Below are 22,791 nucleotides of genomic sequence, written 5' to 3'. Positions count from 1 at the left end.
GTTCGTCTGAAACTCTGTTGACGCAGAGAGTTGTTGCTGATTCCCCGTCGCTTCAATCCCACAAGGGTTCGTCTGAAACGTGGACCTACGACGTGCCGGCGGACGCCGGGATGGGGCTTCAATCCCACAAGGGTTCGTCTGAAACGGTTACAACGAATCACTGGTGAAAAATTCAAACTCGCTTCAATCCCACAAGGGTTCGTCTGAAACCCTCGCGAGCGCCGCCGACGACTACCGCGAGACGGCTTCAATCCCACAAGGGTTCGTCTGAAACTGGACACCGAGATAGCGCGGTTGGAGGAGCGGGTCGAGCTTCAATCCCACAAGGGTTCGTCTGAAACACAATATCACCGGGTTCAATCACTCGGTTATGTCGTGCTTCAATCCCACAAGGGTTCGTCTGAAACACCATCCCCCGACTCGTCATCAAGGTCACGGGTGGCGCTTCAATCCCACAAGGGTTCGTCTGAAACCAACCTCGGTCGGCCGTTGCGACTGTCGTTGGTCAGCTTCAATCCCACAAGGGTTCGTCTGAAACCGCGTCTGGTCGAGTTCCATCTCCTGATAGAGGCCGCTTCAATCCCACAAGGGTTCGTCTGAAACCAGCGTCTACGCCTGCGAGCGTGACGCGACCGACGCTTCAATCCCACAAGGGTTCGTCTGAAACGGTATAGTGATTATATTTCCGAAGCGCCGGGATGGGCTTCAATCCCACAAGGGTTCGTCTGAAACGGTATAGTGATTATATTTCCGAAGCGCCGGGATGGGCTTCAATCCCACAAGGGTTCGTCTGAAACGTCGACCATTTCGGTGACCGTCATGCGGACAAGGCTTCAATCCCACAAGGGTTCGTCTGAAACCCGTCGTTAGCGACGCTCTACGCTCGCTTTGGCGACCGCTTCAATCCCACAAGGGTTCGTCTGAAACGCTCAGCAGGCATCTATATCCGAGCTAGACTCAGAGCTTCAATCCCACAAGGGTTCGTCTGAAACACGCCGTCGACGTCTGGCGCGACCGCGGCTTCATGTGGCTTCAATCCCACAAGGGTTCGTCTGAAACTCGAACAGGTCGCGGTCCGCGGTGAGGACGACGAGGCTTCAATCCCACAAGGGTTCGTCTGAAACGTTAGCGTCTGTCTTCCGCCCCGTTTGCGAAGACAAGCTTCAATCCCACAAGGGTTCGTCTGAAACTGGAAAGTCTACGACTCTCCCACGCCCTCGGTCGCTTCAATCCCACAAGGGTTCGTCTGAAACTTCTGATGCAAACGTGAGTTACGACGACGCGCTTGGCTTCAATCCCACAAGGGTTCGTCTGAAACATGCCTATGGCCCCGGCGACGGCCAAGGCCCCGGCGGCTTCAATCCCACAAGGGTTCGTCTGAAACGATGGAGTTGTCTCGGTTGAGAAGCTCCGCGTTGACCGCTTCAATCCCACAAGGGTTCGTCTGAAACTCTATCACCACGCTCGCCCGTGATGATGTTCGGTGCGCTTCAATCCCACAAGGGTTCGTCTGAAACCGAAGTCGAGTTCGTCGCCCGGACTCTCGAACCGGGTGCTTCAATCCCACAAGGGTTCGTCTGAAACTTTGCGGAACGCTACGGGCTGGACGCGCCCGCGGAGGCTTCAATCCCACAAGGGTTCGTCTGAAACCTCTTGAGTGACGAGTTGGGTGGAGCGTTGGACCGTGCTTCAATCCCACAAGGGTTCGTCTGAAACGCGCAGAAGACACAGACCCCGGAGATGGATATATCGGCTTCAATCCCACAAGGGTTCGTCTGAAACTCTCACAAGCGTCCCGCGCTTCTTTGGTGTGGTAATAGCTTCAATCCCACAAGGGTTCGTCTGAAACGATGGGGTGGCCTGAACGGTGACGGTCGGACCTGTGCTTCAATCCCACAAGGGTTCGTCTGAAACGAATCCAGCATCCGAGGCACCCGATGATGTAGACGCTTCAATCCCACAAGGGTTCGTCTGAAACCGACAGCGCCATCCGCCAGCACGTCCGCACTATTGAGCTTCAATCCCACAAGGGTTCGTCTGAAACAATCGAGCGAAACGTTGAAGGCGAAAACGTCCAAGGGCTTCAATCCCACAAGGGTTCGTCTGAAACGTGGGACGATGTAAACGAGGATGCAATTGACCATGCTTCAATCCCACAAGGGTTCGTCTGAAACACGTTATAGTGTCGGATGATACGCCAGAATGGTATAAGCTTCAATCCCACAAGGGTTCGTCTGAAACTCAGCGCCCGAGTACCGTTCTCGTTCTCCCCGAGATAGCTTCAATCCCACAAGGGTTCGTCTGAAACGACGTCAACGAAATTAACGACATATCATAGAAACATGCTTCAATCCCACAAGGGTTCGTCTGAAACTTAACCGCCCCAACAGGACGCCACTTGCCAAGTCTTCGCTTCAATCCCACAAGGGTTCGTCTGAAACCCGAGTACCCCGGCCCCTGGGACGCCGAGGAAGGCAAGCTTCAATCCCACAAGGGTTCGTCTGAAACGCAGGGACGGTCAACCCCGGCGACACACTCCGCGTGCTTCAATCCCACAAGGGTTCGTCTGAAACCGCCACCAATTATCGTCGCTCGCTTTTCGAGCAACGTGCTTCAATCCCACAAGGGTTCGTCTGAAACACGAGACACGTTTCGCATCATTGGGAACACGTAGCCGCTTCAATCCCACAAGGGTTCGTCTGAAACTTGTGTATCCATTGAAGTTCCCAAGGGTACGGACAGTGCTTCAATCCCACAAGGGTTCGTCTGAAACCGCAGTCATCGAGCGTGTTCGCTACACGCACTCGGGGCTTCAATCCCACAAGGGTTCGTCTGAAACTCGTCCAGGCCGTCGATGAGGTCGCGTTTGGCCCGGCTTCAATCCCACAAGGGTTCGTCTGAAACGCACATTATGTGGGCAATGTGGATTACCCCGCGTACGGCTTCAATCCCACAAGGGTTCGTCTGAAACCACAGGGTGCAATCGACAACCTCCCCCGTGTTGGAGGGCTTCAATCCCACAAGGGTTCGTCTGAAACAACGGTTGCTGCTTCGCTGGCCGAGGAGTACAACGAGCTTCAATCCCACAAGGGTTCGTCTGAAACGGGTCTGTCCGCTGCCACCGGTGCCAGGAGATGTGCTTCAATCCCACAAGGGTTCGTCTGAAACAACAAAGATAACGCTGTTATTACTAAATCTGGCAGTGCTTCAATCCCACAAGGGTTCGTCTGAAACTCTTCTTCCCGAGGTCAGTCAGATGGGTTTCGAGCTTCAATCCCACAAGGGTTCGTCTGAAACAGTACTCAATCGCTTCCCGTTTCGTCGGGAAACAATGCTTCAATCCCACAAGGGTTCGTCTGAAACAGTCCGCAATTCGTTTGTGAGACGATTCTTTACCGTTCGCTTCAATCCCACAAGGGTTCGTCTGAAACACGTTGCCCGGACTGTGGCGAGCAACTCATCCGGCACGCTTCAATCCCACAAGGGTTCGTCTGAAACACCCGCGAGTCGATAGCGACGAAATCCACCTGCGGCTTCAATCCCACAAGGGTTCGTCTGAAACGCGGATCGGTCGTTTGGTCCGAGGCTATCGGTTCGCTTCAATCCCACAAGGGTTCGTCTGAAACTACACATACTACAAACTGCACCGGGGGAGAGGAATGCTTCAATCCCACAAGGGTTCGTCTGAAACCGCGTCCAAATCACCGACTACCAAGGGGCCGAGAGCGCTTCAATCCCACAAGGGTTCGTCTGAAACCGTCTGGAAGCTCCATGCGCGATGTGTCGGACTCCGTGCTTCAATCCCACAAGGGTTCGTCTGAAACTCTTTCCTAAATTCCTGAGCCATGGGTGCGGGTGTCCGCTTCAATCCCACAAGGGTTCGTCTGAAACAGGTGTGGCACAATGCGATGAATCGGATTGAACGTGCTTCAATCCCACAAGGGTTCGTCTGAAACTCGTGGCCGCACCGGGGCGGACCGGACCCAAAACGTGCTTCAATCCCACAAGGGTTCGTCTGAAACCCGCGTCGTCTGTGACCTCGTCGCCCTCGGACGTGCTTCAATCCCACAAGGGTTCGTCTGAAACCATCACACCCGACAGTCCAGCCGTGAAGACGTGGGCGGCTTCAATCCCACAAGGGTTCGTCTGAAACGCCGATATACGTCGCCCGGTTCGGCGACGTGTGCGTGCTTCAATCCCACAAGGGTTCGTCTGAAACGCACCGCCGAGGAGATCCGTCGGGGAGTGCTGGCGCTTCAATCCCACAAGGGTTCGTCTGAAACGCGCCGAGCAACAGGCAACGGCCCGTCCGGGGACGAGCGGCTTCAATCCCACAAGGGTTCGTCTGAAACTCGCCCATCATATCGCAGGTTCGACTGATAGAGCGCTTCAATCCCACAAGGGTTCGTCTGAAACTTGAGTGCGAGTGTATCGATGACCGACTCCCATGCGCGCTTCAATCCCACAAGGGTTCGTCTGAAACCGCCAACGACTGGGGTGCCTTCCACGACCGGCTGCAAGCTTCAATCCCACAAGGGTTCGTCTGAAACCGGCACGTCGAGGCGCGAGGCCGCCACCGTCGCGTCGCTTCAATCCCACAAGGGTTCGTCTGAAACTGTCGAGGATGGGGACTTCCTTCTGCATGCGGACGAGGCTTCAATCCCACAAGGGTTCGTCTGAAACGACCCGGAGCGCGGGGTCGTCTACCATCTCGGTTGTGCTTCAATCCCACAAGGGTTCGTCTGAAACCCGCTGTGAATAGCCCCGCGAGTGGAATCCACATCGCGCTTCAATCCCACAAGGGTTCGTCTGAAACCGTCTTCGAGCACGTCGAGCGACGCGTCGATGGTCGCGCTTCAATCCCACAAGGGTTCGTCTGAAACGATTCGCGGCGCGCTCGACTACGTGCGCTTCGAAGCCGCTTCAATCCCACAAGGGTTCGTCTGAAACACGCGTGGGTCGTGTTCGTCCTGTTCGACGCGGACGGCTTCAATCCCACAAGGGTTCGTCTGAAACACTCCGTGCCGTCGACGTGGATTCGAAACCGTCGTGGGCTTCAATCCCACAAGGGTTCGTCTGAAACACCAGTAGCGCGGGGATAAGCCTTTGTGAGCGCCCACCGCTTCAATCCCACAAGGGTTCGTCTGAAACCGTTGTCCTGCGAGTTGCGCCAGTCGTTGCGGATGTCGCTTCAATCCCACAAGGGTTCGTCTGAAACCGAGGCGACCTTTGGCCGGGATACCTCGCGTGGGTGGCTTCAATCCCACAAGGGTTCGTCTGAAACTCATCCACATCCCGAGTGACGAACTCCTCGATGACGCTTCAATCCCACAAGGGTTCGTCTGAAACAAGTCCAAGCCGTCGCCGACGACGTCGCGGAACTCGCTTCAATCCCACAAGGGTTCGTCTGAAACCGTCCCGAAACCACGGGCGTGATGCTGCTTACGAACCGAATTCAAAAGAACGTTTCCGTCGACCCTCAATTCCCTCGTACCCCCCGGGGGGTCGACGGAAACGACTCTTTCCCCCTCACGACCAACGATTCGAAAAATCAACCGAGAGTCCCACCGGCCTCAGTCGGCCGGTTGTGGTGCGTCTTCGGCTTCCGCCACACTCGCGGTTCCGCGTTCGCCTTCGCGGTCGATGTACTTGCGGACCCAGAGTTCGCCGGTGATGATGCCGGAGATGGCGCTCATGTGTTCGGCTTCGCCCGTGCGTTCCTCGCGCTGGAGGCGGCGAATCTCGTCGGCGTCGAAGTACGGGCGCTCGCACGCGGAGTCGAGCAGGTCGTCGACCCGTTCGCGGAGCGCGCGGTTCGTCCGGTACCAGTCGCCGATGGTGGAGCGGCCGCCGTAGGTGTGGACGTCGCCGATGATGCGCTCGCGGATGCGGTCGACGGAGGTGCCGACGACGAAGCCGGCGGCGTGTTGCCACATCGGGCGCGCCGGCGGGACTTTCGTCCGCTCGTAGGGGATGGCCGCGAGTCGGCTGTCGAGGCGGCGGACCAGTTCGACTTTCGGGTAGGCCGTGCCGGCGGGAATCTTCCCGTCGGTGAACGGAATCGAGCCGACGCGGTGCGAAAGCGGCATCCGCGTCACGGCCCGGAGGAACGCGGTGTCGCTGAAGGGGACTCGGGTGCCGGCCTGACTCTCGGCGATGGGGTTGCTGGCGAAGTCGCACCGCGGGAAGTAGTTGCGGTAGTAGCAGTCCATCGCGGTGCTGTAGAGGTCAGGCTGGTCGCTCTTGCGCACTTCCTCGCGGTAGGTCGTCATCGGGTCGAACTCCGTCCGCAGGAGCCGGCGGGCGTCGTCGACGTCGATGCGGTGTTTCGCGCGGTAGAGCGCCGCCTCGGGCGACTTGCTTCCCTCGACGGCGGCTCGGCCGATGCCGTCGCCCATCATTCCGCCCTGTCCACAGCCCTCGATGAGCACGTCGGGCATGTCCTCGATGTTGAACACGTTCGCGAGGTTGACGAACGTCGAGAGGCCGACCATCCCGCTGGTCAGCTGGACCGACGCGTCGAGCGAGTCGACGAGCGCGTTCGAATCGACCGGCACGCGCCTGTTTTCGAGGCCGAGCACCGCCGAGACCTTCGCGGCGAGTTCGAGGTTGCTCCCGTTCGCGGGGTTCGAGTCGTAGGTGTAGGTGGTGAGGTCGTGGTAGCGGCTGAGCTCCCCGGCCATCGAGCGACTGTCGAGGCCGCCGGAGAGCCATAGGCCGATATCGCCGTCTATCGTGTCGGCCATGTCGGCGATGACGTCTCGGTAGGCCTCGGTGAGGTCGTCGAGGTAGGAGTCGTCGGGGCTCTGTTCGAACGTGTGGTGCCAGTACGACTCGATTTCGACGCCCGCGTCGGGCCGGTAGTCGAGCACGGTCCCAGAGGGGAGGAACTTCACGCCCTGTACGAGCGTCTTGTCGCCCCAGACGTGCCCGATCATGAGCAGGTCGCTGATGGCGCGTTCGTCGACCTGCGGGTCGTCGAGGAGGGTCGTCAGCGCGCCGACTTCGGTCCCGAAGGCGAACGGCTCGCCGTCGACGTAGAAGCACTGTCGCGTCCCGAGTTTGTCGCTGGCGAGCACGACGCGCTCCGCGTCGCCGTCGACGGCGACGACGATGAACGAGCCGTCGAGTTCGGAGAGGAGGGCGTGGGGGTCCTCGAACAGTCGGGCGAACAGCCCGTCTTTGTCGAGGCCGAGTTCGTCGAGGTTCGTCACCGCGCCGTATATCGCCCCCACGCGCGGGCCGTCTTCCCAGACGGTACAGCCCTTGGGGTCCCGCGCGCCGTGGTGGAGCACCGAGACGCCGAAGCGGCCGGTCGACCGCGTCGCCGACTCGTACCAGTCTTCGTGGTGGAGTTCGGCCGCGCAGGCGTCGAGCGTCGCCGCGTCGAGCGCGCCGCCGACGAAGCCGGTCATCGACGGCCCTCGCGTCCGGGTCGCTCGGCGGTCTGTGGCGTGTCTACTGTGAGTGACATCGTTGCCCGATATCCGCGCGCGTCGGGTTTTGTTATCACGCACCTATACGTTCGAAAAACGGGGTCGAGCGCCGCCGAACCGAACGGTATCTCGGCTTCACGGGGTCTCTGTGCCTGCCGGACCCCCGGTGTTCGTCCGCTCGGTGGCCGACGCTCGAAAAACACCGGGAAGAACGCCTATAACGCCGCTTGAGTCGATTACACGCTCAATAACAAACTACGCTACTCGCCTTCTCTCACGGGATGACGCAACGTGATTCGCGGCTCACGAGAACGCTCCTCCTCGTCGGATTTCTCGCGATAGCCGTCGGTATCCTCGTCGCTCGCGCGTCGCCGGCGCGCGCGTACGAGGTTTCGATTTACCAGTCGACCCCGGCGGTCTTCTGGGTCGGCGTGGCGGTGGCGGTACTGACCTCGCTGGTCGTGGTCGTTCGCGCCCCGAGCAGTCGGTTCGCGGCCGGCGGGGTGGCGCTGGCGGCCCTCGCAATCGCCGCGGTCTCCGCCCTCCCGCTCGTTCGGGAGTACCACTTCTACGGGTTCAACGACTCGCTGACGCACCTCGGCTGGGCGAAGTCGCTCGTCTCCGAGACGCTGACGCCGCTGGATATCGTCTACCCGAGCGGCCACGTGTCGGCGGGGATGTTCAGTGCCGCCCTCGGCGTCGAACTCACCACCGCGATGATGCTCGTGGTGTTTTTCGTCTCGGTCGTCTACCTCGTGTTCGTCCCGCTTCTCGTCTCGCTCGTCGTTTCCGACCGGCGGGCGGTCCTCATCGCCGTGTTCTCGGCGCTGTTGTTCCTGCCGGTGAACCTCAACGGCTTCAAGCTCATGTTCTTCCCCTACTCGCTGGCGTCGTTCTTCGGCCTGGTGCTTCTGTACCTCTTTTTCAGACACCAGTTCTCCGGCACCGACGCCGTCGAGAGCCGGTGGCGCGGCCACGTCACGCCCGTCTCCGTCCTGTTCGCCATCGGGACGGTCGCGCTGGTGTCGTACCACCTGCAGGTCGCCGTCAACTACCTCGTGTTGTTCGGCGTCGCCGCGGCCATCCAGCTCGTCCAGCGCTGGCGGACCCCCGACGCCGTCGCCGACCAGCGCCCGGTGTACGGGCTGACGCTCGTCTTCGCCGCGGCGTTCGTCTACTGGCTGACGCAGTACACCGTCGGCTTCTCGACCGGCGGCCTGTTCGTCGAGGGCGTGATCGGGATTCTCTCGGGGAGTTCCGAGGCCGGGACGGCCATCTCCCAGCGCACCGGTTCCGTCACCGCCGTCGGCGGCGGTATCTTCGACGTGTTCGTGAAGCTGTTCCTCGTGAACGCGGTGTACGCCCTGATAACCCTCGGCGTCCTCTTCGGCGTCGTCTTCGGGCGGCTCCCGCGGCTGTCCGCTCAGGGCCGGACTATCCTGCGGACGCTGACGTTCAGTCTCGTCGTGTTGGTGCCGTACTTCTTCGCGCACCTCCTCGGCGTCATCTCGGAGACGAACTTCTTTTTCCGCCACGTCGGCTTCGCGATGATTCTCGCGACCGTCGTCGGGAGCGTCGGGCTGTTCTACGCCTTCGAGTGGCTCTCGGGGACGGAGTACTGGTCGAAGTACGGGGCGGCCGTCAAGACGGGCGCGCCCGTCGCGTCGGCGCTCGTCATCGGGCTCACGCTCATGGTGATGTTCCCGTCGCCGTACATCTACCTGCCGTCGAACCACGTCCCCGCCCAGCAGATGGGGGCGTACGACACCGCCTTCGGGATGTCGGACGAGGACGTTCGGTACGTGGGCATCCGCGGGAACCCCGACCGCTTCGTCGATGCGCTCCCCGACAGCCCCACGCCGGCGCTCGGCTTCACGACGCCGGACGAGGCGCTCATCGACCTGCCGAGTTACTACGACGGCCCGCGGTATCTGATGGTCTCGAAGACCGACCACGACCGCGAGGTAATCGCCTACCGCGAGCTCCGCTACTCCGAGGCGAACCTCACGGCGGTCCGGGACCAACCGAACGTGAACCGCGTCATGTCGAACGGCGCGGCCGACCTCTACTACGTGTCCGGGTAGGGGCGTCGGGGCACGGGGTTCGATTTTCACGCCGACATTAGAACCGCTACCGCCGGTGCCGCCGCTGTTCCTTTCCGACCGTCGGCCTGCAGGCCGACGGTCGCTGACCCGCCGCACGGGTTCGGACACCACGGCGCTCGGCAGGTCGCTCCGCCTCGTCAAACAGCGCCTAATCCGGGCGACCACGGGAATCGCGGCCCCACGGAATCCAGTAGTGAGTCAATAATTAATCGCCTCCTGAGCCGATGTGTAGCCGAGTGTTACCGTTCGTGAATACGCAGGGTCGTCACCGCCGAGACGGCGGCCCGAGAGGTGGCTTCGATGAGAGATAAGATTCGCTCGGTCGTCCGGACGATTCGCCGCCGGTTCGTCCCCGGCGACGACGACGGCGACCTCGCAGAGCGGACGGTGAAAAGCGGGATGTGGGTGTCGGCGATGAACGTCCTCGACCGGGTGCTGAAGGTCGTCATGTTCATCGTCCTCGCGCGACTGCTCGGCCCCGAGGCCATCGGGCTGATGGGCATCGCGCTCCTGACCATCTCGGCGCTGTTGAGCCTGACGAACCTCGGCATCGACGCCGCGCTCATCCAGCGCGTCGACGACGACGTCGACGAGTACCTGAACACGACGTTCACGCTCGAACTCCTCCGCGGGCTGGTGATGAGTTCGATTCTCTACGTCGCCGCCCCGTCGCTCGCTTCGCTGTTCGGCGAGCCCGCCGCGCGGGACCTCATCCGCGCCATCGCGCTGGTCCCGATTTTCCTCGCGCTTCGGAACCCCGCGATGGTCTACTTCAAGAAGGACCTCGCGTTCCACAAGGAGTTCGCCTACCGTGTCAGCGGGACGACCGCCTACGTCGTGGTCGCGCTCGGCTACGCCGCGGTCAGCCCGACGGTCTGGGCGCTCATCTTCGGCTACCTCGCCGACGCGGGCGTCCGGTCGATTGTGACTTACTTCCTGCACCCGTACCGCCCGCGCCCCGCGCTGAACCGCGCGTACGCCGCCGAACTCATCGGGTACGGGAAGTGGGTCACGGGGTCGTCCATCGTCGAGTTCCTCTACGGGCAGGGCGACGACGCGGTCGTCGGCTGGCTCCTGACGGCGACCTCCCTCGGCTACTACCAGCTCGCCTACCGCATCTCCAACGCGCCGGCGACCGAAATCGCCGTCGTCGTCTCCAGCGTGATGTTCTCGACGTACTCGAAGCTCCAGGAGGACCGACGCGCCCTCCGCGAGGCGTTCTTCAGCACCTTCCGGCTCACGGCGTTCGTCGCCCTGCCGATGTCGGTCGGCATCTACCTCGTCGCGCCCGCCTTCGTCGGCGCGTTCCTCGGCGAGGACTGGCTCCCGATGGTCCTCGCCATGCAGATTCTCGTCGCCTACGGGCTGTTTCGGACGCTCTTCGCGACGTTCAATCCCGTCTGGCGCGCCGTCGGCCGCCCCGACGTACAGACCAAACTCGGCTTCCTGAGGGTCGCCCTGCTCGCCATCGCCATCGTCCCCGCGACGAGCGCCTACGGCATCGAGGGGACCGCGCTCGCGGTCACGGGCATCCTCGCGTTCCCGATGGTCCCGCTCTACGCGCGCGAGATGAAGCGGACGCTCGACACGACCTACCGGCGGTTCCTCCGCGAACTCTCGTACCCCGTCGCGGCCAGCGGCGCGATGGCGCTGGCGGTCCTCGCGGCGCAGAACCGCGTCGGGTCGCCGCTCGTCGAGTTCGCGCTCCTCGTCGCCATCGGGGTCGTCGCCTACGTCGTCAGCGCCGCGTCGCTCATGACGCTTTTCGACTGGCGGGTCAAACAGAACCTCCGTGAACTCGTCTCGGTGATGTCGAAGTAAGACGGGCGCTCGGCCCGTCCGACGGGGCCGGCGAGTGGTCGATTCGACTGACTCTTATTGCTAGCTGAACCTTCGCCGTGAACCAAATCTATCAGAACCTCGTCAGAAAATGTGGGCGCGGTGAAACGAACGCCCTCGCAAGATTCGGTGGGGGCGTAATTACCAGTTCATATATCGATTATCTGCCGAGCAGAGACGTTTCACGGGATAAATTCAACTCACCGCGGGATACCGATTTGTCCCGTATTGTCCCGATTAAGCGGTTGTTTTCTGGGCTCAAACTGCCGCTATACTACTATTTGGTTGATGTTATTTTGCTCGAATATAAGGTGTGTCTTTGGAATGCAACTGGTAACCAACTGGCCAGCATCCGAATCAACCCCGTAAGTAATCGTAGCCAATTCGATTATACCTTGCAATAATGATTATCACCTTAACGAGGGCTTTCCTGAGATATGGTACGACTAAACGATGGAGACGACGACGAATCCCCCGCGGATTCAGACTCCATCCTCGAATCGCAACTCAACAGGCGGAACTACCTCAAACTCGGTGCAATGGCCGCATCGACTGCCCTCTCTGCCGGCGTCGCGTCGGCTGCGTCTGGACCAGAGGAGCGCTTCGGTATCCAATGGGACCGCGTCGTCAACGCGGTGGACGACCTTGGAATGGACCCCAACGGAAACGAACCGATAGACAACCAACTCGATTCCGCGTACGAGAGCGGGACGCTCATCGAATTCCCTCCGGGTGAGTATCTCGCCACCGAGACGCAGTACTGGAACGACGACGTCTCCCGCTTCGGGATGGTCGGCACCGGCAGTTCCCACAAGGACGTGCAGTTCGTCTTCCCGTCGGGCAACAACGGCGAGAAGTACCGGTTCCTCGAAATCACAAGCGGGGACCATCACGTCCTGAAGAACTTCTCCATCCAGCAGACCGACGACGCCACCACCACGGCGGACATCTGGATGATAAACGACGACGGCGGCCTCATCGAGGACGTCGAGTGGCTCGGTCGCACCCCCACCGACAACGACGCTCGCCGCCAGCTCCTCGCGTACGACTGTTCCTCCGTCGACGGCGTCAACGTCGCCCGTCGCGTCTACATGCGTGAGGGTGCCGAGCTTCCGGGCTACCCCGACGGCGTCGCGGGCATCCGCGTGCAGGGCGGCTCCGTCGGCGAGATTCGCCTCGTCGACTGCCACATCGAACAGCGCGGCTCGTCGTCGTTCCGCGCGACCCACACCCGCGGCGTCCTCCGCGTCGAGGGCGGGCTGTTCAAGAACAACGACAACACGAACATGCGCATCTCCGCGGGTGACCACCCCGAAAAGACCTCGTGGATCAAGGGCGCGACCGTCATCATGGACTCGGACAACCTCAACGAGCACGCCCACGACGGCGACAGCCTCGACAGTCCCGAGGGGCTCCGCATCGACTCCACCGGCAACGGGTACGCGGGCGTCCTCATCGAGGACTGCGACTTCATCTTCAAGTCCTGTCCCACCTCGCGCGGCGTCGTCTCGTCGCCGACGTGGGGCGGCCACGGCGGCTTCACCCTGCGAAACTGCCGCATCCAGAACGACACGTCGGTCCAGACGATTCACGCCGACTCCGTCGACACCGACACCGCGGACAAGCCGTGGGGCGTGAACCTCGAAAACGTCTCCATCACGGGGAGCGCGCGGTCCCAGCCGTCCGGCGCGGCGGTCTGCATCGACAACGACCGCAACGGCTCGACCGTCCAGAACAGCTGTATCCACTTCCCGAACGGCGACGTGGACGGCGTCCTCGTCAACGACGCCACGAACTGTGAGATTCTGGACTCGAACATCAACGTCACCGGGCAGGCGACGGTGTTCAGCGGGGCCGACGTGGACACGAGCAACATCACGAGCTCCGACTCCTGTCCGCTCCCGAGCGCCGACAGCAGTACCGGCGGCGACTCGTCGAGCACGGACTCCACGACGGATTCGACGACGGACTCGACGACCGACTCCACGACCGAGCCCCTCCCGAACGAGATCCGCCTCGTCGGCACGGGCACGACGACCCAGTACGAGTTCACGGTGACGGACTCACTGCAGGCGTCGGACGGCACCATCGAGGAGTGGGACGACATCGCAAGCGGCACCGCGACCGGCTGGATTACGACCGAGGGCGTCGAGGACGCCTACACGTTCTCCGGCGACGTCGACTCGTTCTCGTTCCTCGAAGGCGAGTCCGAGATTTACGTCAACGGCGAGCAGGTGACCGAGAGCACGGTCACGGACGCGACGACCGATTCGTCGACCGATTCGAGCACGGACGGCTCGACGGATTCGACGACGGACTCGACGACCGACTCCACCGACAGCCAGAACGAACTGCGCCTCGTCGGCACCGGCGTCGAGACGCAGTACGAAGTCGCCGTCAGCGGCACGCTCGAAGCCTCGGGCGACACCGTCGAACAGTGGGACGACGTGTCCGAAAGCTCCGCGACGGGCTGGGTAACCACCGACGGCGTCGAGGACACGTACGCGTTCACGGGCACGATTACGTCGCTGTCGTTCCTCGAAGGCGAGGCCGAGGTCTACGTCAACGGCACGCGGGTCGACCCCGCGGTGTTCTCCCTGCCGAACACCCTCGTGGTCGAGGGCGACGGCGCGGAGACGACGTACGAATTCATGGTCTCCGGCGACATCCTGAACGACCCGCTCGTCGGGGCGACGGAGAGCGACGACAGCCTCACCAACGGCAAGGCGAAGGGGTCGGTCACGGACGGTATCGACGCCTTCCGGTTCTCGGGCGACATCAAGAAGATGAACCTGGTCGGCGACGCGGCGCTGACGTTCGAGGACAACGACGGCTGAGGCGACGGCAGGAACACGGCACGACAGCACAGCACGGACACAGAAACTACACGCGGCGTGCCGCCCGCGCGGCGACGCCGCAGACGACAGAGGCACCCGTTTTCGCATTTCGACGCGGTTTTTTGAGGTTCCACGCGACAGCCGAGCGGCCGCCGCGTTCCGCGACGGCGTGACGGTCGCTCGCGGGACCGAGTTACGCCGCGTCGTCGCCGGCGTCCGCGCCGCCGGTCGGCTCTTCGGTCACGGTGACCCAGACGTACGCCGAGCGGTACGCCGTGTCGGTGCTCGGCTCCGCCGGCGCGTCGCCCTCGTACAGGAAGTACGTGAGTCGGAGGTCCTCGCCGGTCAGCGTCGGGGCGAAGCTGTGGCGGGTCCGCCACGTCTCGCCGTCTTCGACGGTCTCCGTCCGCGACCCGAGCGCCTGTCGCTCCACGACCGTCGTCTCGCCGTTCACCCGCTCGACGCGCTGGAGTTCGGCCACGAGCGTGTAGCTCGTCGCCTCGCCCTCGTCGTTCTCGACGGAGACGAACAGCGTGCTCTGTTCGCCGACCGTCAGCGCCTCGGGGTAGTCGGCGGCGGCGAACTCGCCGCCGGCGTCCCGCGTGAGAAGCGACAGGCTCGAATACGACTCGCCCGTTCCCGGCGCGACGAGCGCGTAGCTCAGGCTCGCGACGGCCAAGACGATGGCGGCGGCGAGCGCGACGTTCAGAAGCGAATCGACCCGCGAGGGCTGGTCGAACGACCGGACAACGTCGGCGTACCAGCGCCGAATCGGGACGTGGAACCGCTCCGCTTCGGGGAGTCGCCGCCGCCGGACTTCGCCGACTGCGAGGCCGCCGACGATGACCGCCGACAGCGCGGCGATGACGGGCGCGGGGGCCAGTCCGACGCCGGCCCAGAGGAGCGACAGCCCGACGACTGGGAGCAACGCGACGCTCATTCCGAAGGCGAGCGCGAGGCGCTCCACGAGGCCGAGGTTCGGTTGCCACTCGAACCGACCGAACGACGGTCCTTCGACGGCTCCACCCGACGACCCGGCGGGGAACAGCGCGAGCAACAGCGCGTAGCCGGGCAGAAACAGCAGTACGGGGAGTCCGACGAGGGCTTGGACGGTCGAAACGACGTCGAGAACCGCGACGAGGCTACTCGCGACGACGATGACCAGCGCGAAGGGCACGTCCAGCGAGAGCTCGCCGAGCGCCCGGTTTAACCGTCCTTTGCTGTGTGATGTGGACCCCATTACTGGATAGATGACGCGACTAGGCTGTTGTTATTGATATCCTCACACCCACGCTTTCGCGGGTACGAGGTGACTAACTCCCTGCCACATCGCGCTCTGTGACGCCGTCGGACGCGCGTTCTCCGCGCTCGTCGCCCTCGCCGGCACCGCCGCCGCCGCGAGCCGGCCGCGCGTCGCTCGGTGCGCCCCGCTCGAACGACGCAGACGGCTCCGCCTCGACCCGTAACCGTTCGTTCTCGCGGCTGTCGAGGAGCATCGCGCCCCCGAGCGACCCGACCCCAGTGAGGGCCGAAGCGAGGGACCCGGCGAGCGACCGCCGATTCGCGCGGTTCTTCGACGCGACCCCACCGACCAACCGGAGCGCGCCGGCGAGGAGACCCACGACGCCGAGCGCGTAGAGGGCGGCCACCGGGTGGACGCCGCCGTCGAGGTACCGCACGCGGAGCCGCCAGAGGAAGTCCCTGAGCAGGAGGAACGACAGCCCGGGGACGAACGTCGAGTACCTGATGCCGCTTTCCTCGTCGCCGTAGCGGGCGCGCATCGGCACGGTTGCCACCCGCTTTCCCGCGACGTTCAGGTTCACGAGCAGGTCGTTCAGGAAGCCGTACTGGTCGTACAGCCGGTCGAACTCCAGCTCCGAGAGTGCGTCCGCCGAGACGGCCGTGTAGCCGTTCTGCGGGTCGCGGATGTGCCAGTAGCCGCTGGCGATGCGCGTCAGCCCGGACAACAGGAGGTTGCCGAACAGCCGCCACGGCGGCATCCCCCGGCGGGTGTCCCGCGCCGCGAGTCGGTCGCCGACGGCGTAGTCGGCGTCCCCGTCGACGACGGGGTCGATGATGGCGGGCATGATGTCCGGGTCCATCTGGCCGTCGCCGTCCATCACGACGACGACGTCCATCCCGTCCGCGAGCGCGCGCTCGTAGCCGGTCTTGACGGCCGCGCCGCGTCCGCGATTGACCGCGTGCCGAATCGGGACGACGCGCCCGTCGAGCGACGCGCCGCCGTCGGCCGCGGCGACGACGGGCGCGGCCACTCGCTCGTTCGCGCGGGCGGCGTGTCGCCGAATCACCTCCCACGTCCCGTCGGTCGAGCGGTCGTCGACGACGTACGCGCGGTCGACGAACGCGGGGAGCGTGTCGATGACGCCGCCGACGAACCGCGCCTCGTCGTACGCGGGCACGACGACGCCCACGGCGTTACCGCGATACATCGCCCCTCGCGCGCGACCCCTGTGTTGTACGCCGTGCGTCGGCCGGCCGGCCGCCGTGGGACGGCGCTCCCGGCGGCGACGAATTGAGTCGGAGAGTGCGTAGGAACATTGATACTTCGATCCGCTGATTGGGCCGTTCGGGTCTTTGTTAGTCGTCAGCAACACGTATGAAAACGCGAATTTCAGGCGTTTCGGACGGTTAGAACGGGTGTCTAACGTTCTTCGGAACGTGACTAACAGAATCTAAATAACGTTCGAAATGATTGTCTAGAAAAATGTTATATCGACGTACTCGGGTCGGCGCTCCGAGCGGGTTTCTGTGCGACCGCGTTTCCGTACCGGGCGAGTCGCCCCGTCAGACGGAGTCTCGAATCGACTCCCAGTAGCTGGACGCCGTGACCACGTCCAACCCGAGTTCGTCCACGTAGTCCATCGTCTCGGCGAACGCCGCCGGGCTGACGGAGCGTCCCTCCCCGGTCACGTCGTGGTACATGAGCACCGCGAGCTGGTTGTACTGCGCGGCGAAATCGAGCGCCCGCTTCGCCTTCTGCACGTCGTCGCCGTCGGTTCGGCCGACGATTTGCGGGTCGGATATCGCGCCGGTCGGCCCCCCGACCGTCACGAACCCGAGGTAGTGGTAGTCGCTCGCGGCGGCGAGCGCCGACTCGTTGTACCGGCCGTACGGCCAGATGATGAAGTCGGCCCCGCGTTCGAACCCGTTTTCGACGAGCCACGCCTTCGACTCCCTGATGCTCGCGCGCTGGTCGGCTGGCGAGAGGTCGCGGAACGAGTCCGACCGCTGGGGGTGACTCACCATGTCCCAGCCGGAGTCGACCATCTCGTCCATCCCCGACCGCGGGATGCGGTGGCTCGACCCCACGGTCCACGGGATGACGCCGACGACGCCGGGGAAGCCGTGGGACTCCAGTATCGGATACGCCGTGTCGTACTGGCTCCGGGTGTTGTCGTCGAACGTAATCATCACCTTGCCCGCGTCGGCGCGCGGCGTGGCCCGGAGGGAGTCGACGTAGAACCGCGCCGTCGTGCCGCCGCCGGTGTACAGCTGGATGCTTATCTCGGTGACGTTGGACAGGTCCGGCGACCCGGTGACGCGCCGCGGGCCGAGGTCGAGGCGTTGCCAGCCGGCCGCCCAGACGTGGCGGCCGAGAAGTAACGTGTTGTCGTAGTCGGGCGCGGCGAGGCGAACCGTGATGCCCTCGGTGTCGGGCGTTTCGAGGTTGACGGCCAGCGACAGGTCCGCATCGGAGAGGTCGATGCCGCCGTCGAACGTCCGGTAAATCCACACCCGCTCGTCGGCGGGCGTCGCTTCGAGGCGGAGCGACTGCGAGCCGCAGTAGACGACGTCTTCTTCGACGGCGTACCGCCCCGCGAACGTCCCCCAGAGCCGCTCGTCCTCGAAGTCGTCGACGAGCCAGCCCGCGTCTCTGAACCGCTCTCGACTGTTGAACGCGACCGCCAGCGGGTCGCCCGCCGCGTCGACGCTGGGGTCGTCGTAGCTGAACCGCGGGGTCGGAGCCGGAGTCGGCGGCTCGCTCGTCGGCGGTGCCGAAGGCGTGCCGGCCGGTTCCCCACCCCTCGCGACGCACCCGCTGAGCACGGCGGCGCTCAGCCCGAGATATGAACGCCGTGACAAATCCATACGAATAACTGTCGCCACGAGTGGATAGTAATGCGACTCGTAATTTCAGTAGTCTCGGACTGAAACCGTCGAGAACCGCGAATACGCCGATTCTGACCGGTCTTTCCGAACGTCCCCTTCCCGGTTTCGCCGCCGCCGACGAGCCTTGATTCCCCGCCCCTCGCGGCGTTAGCCGCGGTTACACACCGTTTACCAATCACCTTCCCGGTCCAACTGACGGGAAACATGTGTAATCGACGGTGGTCCCTCTCTCTCCCACCTTCACCTCGCTCCCCGTGGCGATGTGACGCCGACGCTCGACGGATGCCCGACAGCTACCGGGAACGCCCCGACCGCGCGGAGGTCCCCCGCCGGTGAAGCGCAGAACCTACCTGCGGACGCTCGGTGCCGTCGGCGTCGGTGCCGCGCTCGCCGGCTGTAACACGCCGGACGAGGAGACGCCGACCGAGACGCCGACGCCGACCGAGTCGACGCCCACGCCCGAACCGGAACTCACCGTCCTCGACGCGGTCGGCGACCTCGGGATGGACCCGACGGGCCAAGAGCCGGTCGACGACATCCTCGACCGGACGTACGGCGACGACACGGCCATCGAGTTCCCGCCGGGCGACTACCTCATCACCCGCGAGCACGACTGGGACCGCGGCGTCTCGAACTTCCGGCTCGTCGGCCTCGGCGACTCGCACAAGGACGTGCAGTTCGTCTTCCCCCCGGCGGACCCCGGCGAGCAGTTCCGGATGCTCCGCATCACGAGCGGGACGGACCACGTCCTGCAGAACTTCTCTATCCAGCAGACCGACGACGACACCACGAGCGCCGATATCTGGCTCGCCAACGACGACGGCGCGCTCATCGAGGACGTCGAGTGGCTCGGCCGCACCCCCACCGACAACCACGCCCGCGACCAACTGCTCCTCTTCGACTGCACCTCGGTCGACGGCGTCAACGTCATCCGCCGCGTCTACATGCGCGAGGGCGCGGCGCTCCCCGGCTATCCGAACGGCGTCGCCGGGATTCGCATCACCGAGCGGTCCGTCGGCGAGGTCAGGATGATAGACTGCCACATCGAACAGCGCGGCTCGTCGTCGTTCCGCGCGACCCACACCCGCGGCGTCCTCCGCGTCGAGGGCGGGCTGTTCAAGAACAACGACAACACGAACATGCGCATCTCCGCGGGCGACCACCCCACGAAGACCTCGTGGATCAAGGGCGCGACCGTCATCGTCGACGCCGATAACCTCAACGAACACGCCCGCGAGGGGGACCGACTCGACAGCCCCGAGGGGCTCCGCATCGACTCCACCGGCCACGGGTACACGGGCGTCCTCATCGAGGACTGCGACTTCGTCTACCGGTCGAGTCCGTCCTCGCCGGGCATCATCACCGTCCCGACCTACGGGAGCCACGGCGGCTTCACGATGCGCAACTGCCGCATCGTCAACGACACCGGCGTCCAGACCATCTACGCGGGGCCGGTCGACACCGACATCGCGCGAGAGCCGTGGGGGATGATTCTCGAAAACGTCACCATCTCGGGGGCGTGCGAGAGCCAGCCCTACGGCTCGGCGGTCGTCATCGACGAGAACCGAAACGGCTCCCGAATCGTCGATAGCTGTATCTACCTGCCGAACGGCCGGGTCGGCGGCGTGCTCGTCAACCGCGCGTCGAACTGCTCGGTCGAAAACACCAGCATCAACGTCAGCGGCCCGCCGACCCGGAGTCGGAACGCCGAGCTCGTCCTCGAAGACGTGTCCTACACCGCGACCTGCGCGTTCCGCGACGAGTGAGTGGTTCGGTCGGCGACGGCGCTGTCCGAACCCTCAGCCGTCGGCACTCCGTCGTGGCCGAGCTGGCAAGCGCGCGCAGACAGGTCGGTATGACGCCGGTCAGAACGGTAGCAAACCTCAACCAGTCGTCTATTCTACTAGCGAATATGGCCACATCGGTGAAAATAGACGACGAGACGAAGTCCCGTCTCGAACGGTTACAGACCGAGATTCGGCTCAAGACCGGGAAGCGAGTGACCCAGCAGGAGATCTTGGCGCGGCTCGTCGAGAACGCCGTCGAGTCCAAGGCGGACCTCATCGACGACGTGCTGTACGGATGAGCGTCTTCGTCGACACCGGCGCGTTCAGAAATACGCCTTTCCTGATTACGAACAGTAGCAAGACTATCGGCACCAGAGTCAGCGCCAGGCCCACGACGCCTCTCGCGTAGTTCCCTTCTACGAGTCCCCGCGGCCACCCCCTTCCGAGATGAAACATGAACAGGAGCGGGACAACTAAAACCGCGTTGCGGAGCGAAACGCCCGCCCCTTCAGTAGTGGACTCAGATGACGACATTTCGTGGTACTCGCGCTCGTTCTTCTATCGGCATCTCCCGTTAATACGCATTCTACTCTCTCAATCGGTTCAGACGATTCCGACCGGAATAAAATCACCGCGGTGCTGATTGCATTCTCTCCGTCAGCACACCACTTCGGCACACGCGCGATATCTCAATAGCCCCCGCTGAAAGCGGTGACGCCACGACCGCCGGCCGACTCAGCGACCCCTGAAGTTGAGCCCCGGCGTCAGCGTGATGCCGGTCCTCGGCTCTTCCGATTCGTCACCGCCGCCGTCGCGGTCGCCGGTCGATTCCGCCTCGGCCTCGTCGCCCCCGCGGTTGAACACCGCGTGGTGCACGTAGCGGGCGAAGGGGACCGGGTCGTCGAGGCGCGCGAGGTCGAATCTCGGCTCGCGGTAGATGGACGACGCGACCTCCCAGACGGTCTTGACGAACGACGGGCGCTCGACGAGCGGCGAGTCGTCGCGGCGGACGCTCATCACGTAGCCGAGTTCGCCCCAGAGGTAGTGGGTGCCGACGCCGAGTTCGTAGCCCGGTTCGATGCGGTGTTTCTGCCCGGTCGCCTGCAACCAGTAGTAGTACGGGAAGTCGGCCCCGGCCCGGACGGTCGAGGGGAGCGACTGCCACATCCGGGGGTTGATTTCGATGAGTTTGAACTCGCCCGTCTCGGCGTCTTTGAGGTACTCGATACACGCGAGGCCGTGCCAGTCGATGTGGCCGAGGAGCTTCCGCGCGACGGCTTCGAGTTCGGGGTCGTACACCGAGGTCCGGTAGACGCCGCCGCCGCCGGTGTAGGAGTTCCCGCGAATCTGGAGGTGCTGGAACGTCGCCAGCGGTTCGCCGTGGTCGTACAGCGCCGCGAACATGTACTTGTCCTCGGTCGGGACGTAGTCCTGTACGATGGGGTCGTGTTTCATCTCGGCGTATATCTCGTCGGCGTCGGGGCGGTCGCCGGGCCGGACGTGGCGGACGCTCTTGACGATGTCGTACTCGTGGGGGTCGTAGCTGTCGACGTACTCGCCGGCGACGACGTTGTACCGCGGCTTGATAATCGAGGGCTTGTCGAACGCCGCAATCTCGCTGAACAGGCGGGTCCGCGGCATGGGGACGCCGGCCTCGACGGCGGCCTCGTAGAGGAGCTTTCGGTCGTGGACCCGGCGGAGCGTCTCGAAGTCGGGGACGACGAGGTCGACGTACTGCTCGAACTCGTCGAGGTACTTCGAGAAGACGTAGCCGTCCTCCGGCCGCGTCGGGATGATGGTCTTCACGTCCGGTCGGGCGGCGATGCCGACGAGGGCGTCCTTGTAGGCCACGAGGTCGTCTTTCGGCGCGGGGATGCGGACGAGTTCGTCGCAGAACCGAGACGAGGCCGCCGGCGTGTCGTCGTGTTCGGAGGCCATGACCGTGTGGACGCCCCGCTCGCCGAGCGACCGGACGCAGGTGTAGTTGCCCGATGGAACGAGTACTGATTCTCGGGCGTGCGCGCGTTTGGACATGCCTGAACCGTCGCGCGGTGGCGGAATTAGTATGGGTTCGCTAACGGACTCAGGGTCGGTGACGGGAGGCGGTTCCGACCGCTCGACTCGGCGGCCGAAGTGCGGTCGGCCGCCCGCGTCAGGGCGGGACCGCGCCGCCGCGCGCGAGCGCCGTCGGCGACTGAACTGTGGATTCCCACGCGCCCGACCGGATTCGATTCGTGAAAGTCGAGTAATCAGACGGTTTCGGGTCGGTTATCCACAGCATACCGGGGAGTTGGCGAAACCGTCGCCCCGGTCGGCCGACCTGTCGAGTCGGCGAGGCGGGAGCTCTCGACCGAAGAACAGTTCGGCGCGGTGCCGAGCGAGGCGACGCCTCGGGCGGCGCGGGCTGACCGCCGCCTCAGAGCACGTCGTCGTCGAGGCCGCCGGGGTCGCCGGCGGTGTCGAAGAGGTTGTTCTGGGCGCTCTGGACGAAGTCGGACTGGACGCCGTCCTCGTCGTCGACGGGGGCACCGTAGGCGTCCATTCCCATCGAGAGGAGCTCCTCGACGGCCTGTTCTTCGCTGATGAACTCTTCGTCGACGAGCTGTTCGAACTCGACGAGCAGTTCGTCCGGGAGATTGACTTCTACGACGGGCAT

Annotated in this window: 11 protein-coding genes, 1 pseudogene and 1 CRISPR repeat array; of the genes and pseudogenes, 5 read left to right on the top strand and 7 right to left on the bottom strand. The window is 63.7% G+C overall.

Annotated elements, in window-relative coordinates:
* Positions 1-49: 49 nt before the first annotated feature.
* Positions 50-5,414: a CRISPR direct-repeat array (repeat unit 30 nt; unit sequence GCTTCAATCCCACAAGGGTTCGTCTGAAAC).
* A 159-nt stretch (positions 5,415-5,573) separates the two neighbouring features.
* Complete coding sequence (locus IEV64_RS16050) at positions 5,574-7,415, bottom strand: asparagine synthase-related protein (RefSeq protein WP_188424429.1); 1,842 nt, start codon at positions 7,413-7,415, stop codon at positions 5,574-5,576.
* A gap of 302 nt (positions 7,416-7,717) precedes the next feature.
* Between IEV64_RS16050 and IEV64_RS16045 the strand changes: the two genes are divergently transcribed.
* The 3 genes from IEV64_RS16045 (at position 7,718) to IEV64_RS16035 (ending at position 14,217) form a co-directional block, all read left to right on the top strand.
* Positions 7,718-9,520 carry a hypothetical protein gene (locus IEV64_RS16045; RefSeq protein WP_188424427.1) on the top strand — a complete coding sequence of 601 codons (1,803 nt, stop codon included), beginning with the start codon at positions 7,718-7,720 and terminating at the stop codon, positions 9,518-9,520.
* A gap of 321 nt (positions 9,521-9,841) precedes the next feature.
* Positions 9,842-11,362: a lipopolysaccharide biosynthesis protein gene (locus IEV64_RS16040; RefSeq protein ID WP_188424425.1), complete on the top strand. Its 1,521-nt coding sequence runs from the start codon at positions 9,842-9,844 to the stop codon at positions 11,360-11,362.
* 455 nt (positions 11,363-11,817) lie between these two features.
* Positions 11,818-14,217, top strand: coding sequence for a hypothetical protein (locus IEV64_RS16035; RefSeq protein ID WP_188424423.1), 2,400 nt, complete (start codon positions 11,818-11,820; stop codon positions 14,215-14,217).
* 193 nt (positions 14,218-14,410) lie between these two features.
* Here the strand turns inward: IEV64_RS16035 and IEV64_RS16030 are convergent, their stop codons facing one another.
* From IEV64_RS16030 to IEV64_RS16020, 3 genes are all read right to left on the bottom strand, one after another.
* The gene (locus tag IEV64_RS16030) at positions 14,411-15,457 is read right to left on the bottom strand and encodes a DUF1616 domain-containing protein (protein ID WP_229722712.1); all 1,047 of its coding nucleotides are present in this window, start codon (positions 15,455-15,457) and stop codon (positions 14,411-14,413) included.
* Between the two features lie 73 nt (positions 15,458-15,530).
* Positions 15,531-16,667 carry a glycosyltransferase family 2 protein gene (locus IEV64_RS16025; protein ID WP_188424421.1) on the bottom strand — a complete coding sequence of 379 codons (1,137 nt, stop codon included), beginning with the start codon at positions 16,665-16,667 and terminating at the stop codon, positions 15,531-15,533.
* Between the two features lie 355 nt (positions 16,668-17,022).
* Positions 17,023-18,285, bottom strand: a complete 1,263-nt coding sequence (locus tag IEV64_RS16020; protein ID WP_188424610.1) for a polysaccharide deacetylase family protein — start codon at positions 18,283-18,285, stop codon at positions 17,023-17,025.
* Between the two features lie 395 nt (positions 18,286-18,680).
* Between IEV64_RS16020 and IEV64_RS16015 the strand changes: the two genes are divergently transcribed.
* Both IEV64_RS16015 and IEV64_RS16010 read left to right on the top strand, forming a co-directional pair.
* A complete protein-coding gene (locus tag IEV64_RS16015; RefSeq protein WP_007276441.1) occupies positions 18,681-20,114 on the top strand; it encodes a twin-arginine translocation signal domain-containing protein in 1,434 nt (477 codons plus the stop codon).
* A 146-nt stretch (positions 20,115-20,260) separates the two neighbouring features.
* A complete protein-coding gene (locus tag IEV64_RS16010) occupies positions 20,261-20,434 on the top strand; it encodes a hypothetical protein (RefSeq protein WP_188424620.1) in 174 nt (57 codons plus the stop codon).
* 28 nt (positions 20,435-20,462) lie between these two features.
* Here IEV64_RS16010 and IEV64_RS20135 read toward each other — a convergent pair.
* The 3 genes and pseudogenes from IEV64_RS20135 to IEV64_RS16000 all read right to left on the bottom strand — a co-directional run.
* A pseudogene (locus tag IEV64_RS20135) lies at positions 20,463-20,669 on the bottom strand (hypothetical protein); the annotation flags it as partial.
* Positions 20,670-20,870: 201 nt separating this feature from the next.
* Positions 20,871-22,169, bottom strand: a complete 1,299-nt coding sequence (locus IEV64_RS16005; RefSeq protein WP_188424420.1) for a carboxylate--amine ligase — start codon at positions 22,167-22,169, stop codon at positions 20,871-20,873.
* 382 nt (positions 22,170-22,551) lie between these two features.
* A complete protein-coding gene (locus tag IEV64_RS16000; RefSeq protein ID WP_004978002.1) occupies positions 22,552-22,791 on the bottom strand; it encodes a DUF7120 family protein in 240 nt (79 codons plus the stop codon).

The sequence above is a fragment of the Haloferax sulfurifontis genome, assembly GCF_014635105.1.
GTDB classification, from domain to species: domain Archaea; phylum Halobacteriota; class Halobacteria; order Halobacteriales; family Haloferacaceae; genus Haloferax; species Haloferax denitrificans.
Note: the sequence above shows the minus strand (reverse complement) of the source record. Positions and strands in the feature narration are given on the sequence as shown.

What these genes read in the sequence shown, in the direction of transcription:
- IEV64_RS16050 (WP_188424429.1), bottom strand. Translation starts at nt 7,415, where the DNA reads ATGACCGGCTTCGTCGGCGGCGCGCTCGACGCGGCGACGCTCGACGCC.
- IEV64_RS16045 (WP_188424427.1), top strand. Translation starts at nt 7,718, where the DNA reads ATGACGCAACGTGATTCGCGGCTCACGAGAACGCTCCTCCTCGTCGGA.
- IEV64_RS16040 (WP_188424425.1), top strand. Translation starts at nt 9,842, where the DNA reads ATGAGAGATAAGATTCGCTCGGTCGTCCGGACGATTCGCCGCCGGTTC.
- IEV64_RS16035 (WP_188424423.1), top strand. Translation starts at nt 11,818, where the DNA reads ATGGTACGACTAAACGATGGAGACGACGACGAATCCCCCGCGGATTCA.
- IEV64_RS16030 (WP_229722712.1), bottom strand. Translation starts at nt 15,457, where the DNA reads ATGGGGTCCACATCACACAGCAAAGGACGGTTAAACCGGGCGCTCGGC.
- IEV64_RS16025 (WP_188424421.1), bottom strand. Translation starts at nt 16,667, where the DNA reads ATGTATCGCGGTAACGCCGTGGGCGTCGTCGTGCCCGCGTACGACGAG.
- IEV64_RS16010 (WP_188424620.1), top strand. Translation starts at nt 20,261, where the DNA reads ATGGCCACATCGGTGAAAATAGACGACGAGACGAAGTCCCGTCTCGAA.
- IEV64_RS16005 (WP_188424420.1), bottom strand. Translation starts at nt 22,169, where the DNA reads ATGTCCAAACGCGCGCACGCCCGAGAATCAGTACTCGTTCCATCGGGC.
- IEV64_RS16000 (WP_004978002.1), bottom strand. Translation starts at nt 22,791, where the DNA reads ATGCCCGTCGTAGAAGTCAATCTCCCGGACGAACTGCTCGTCGAGTTC.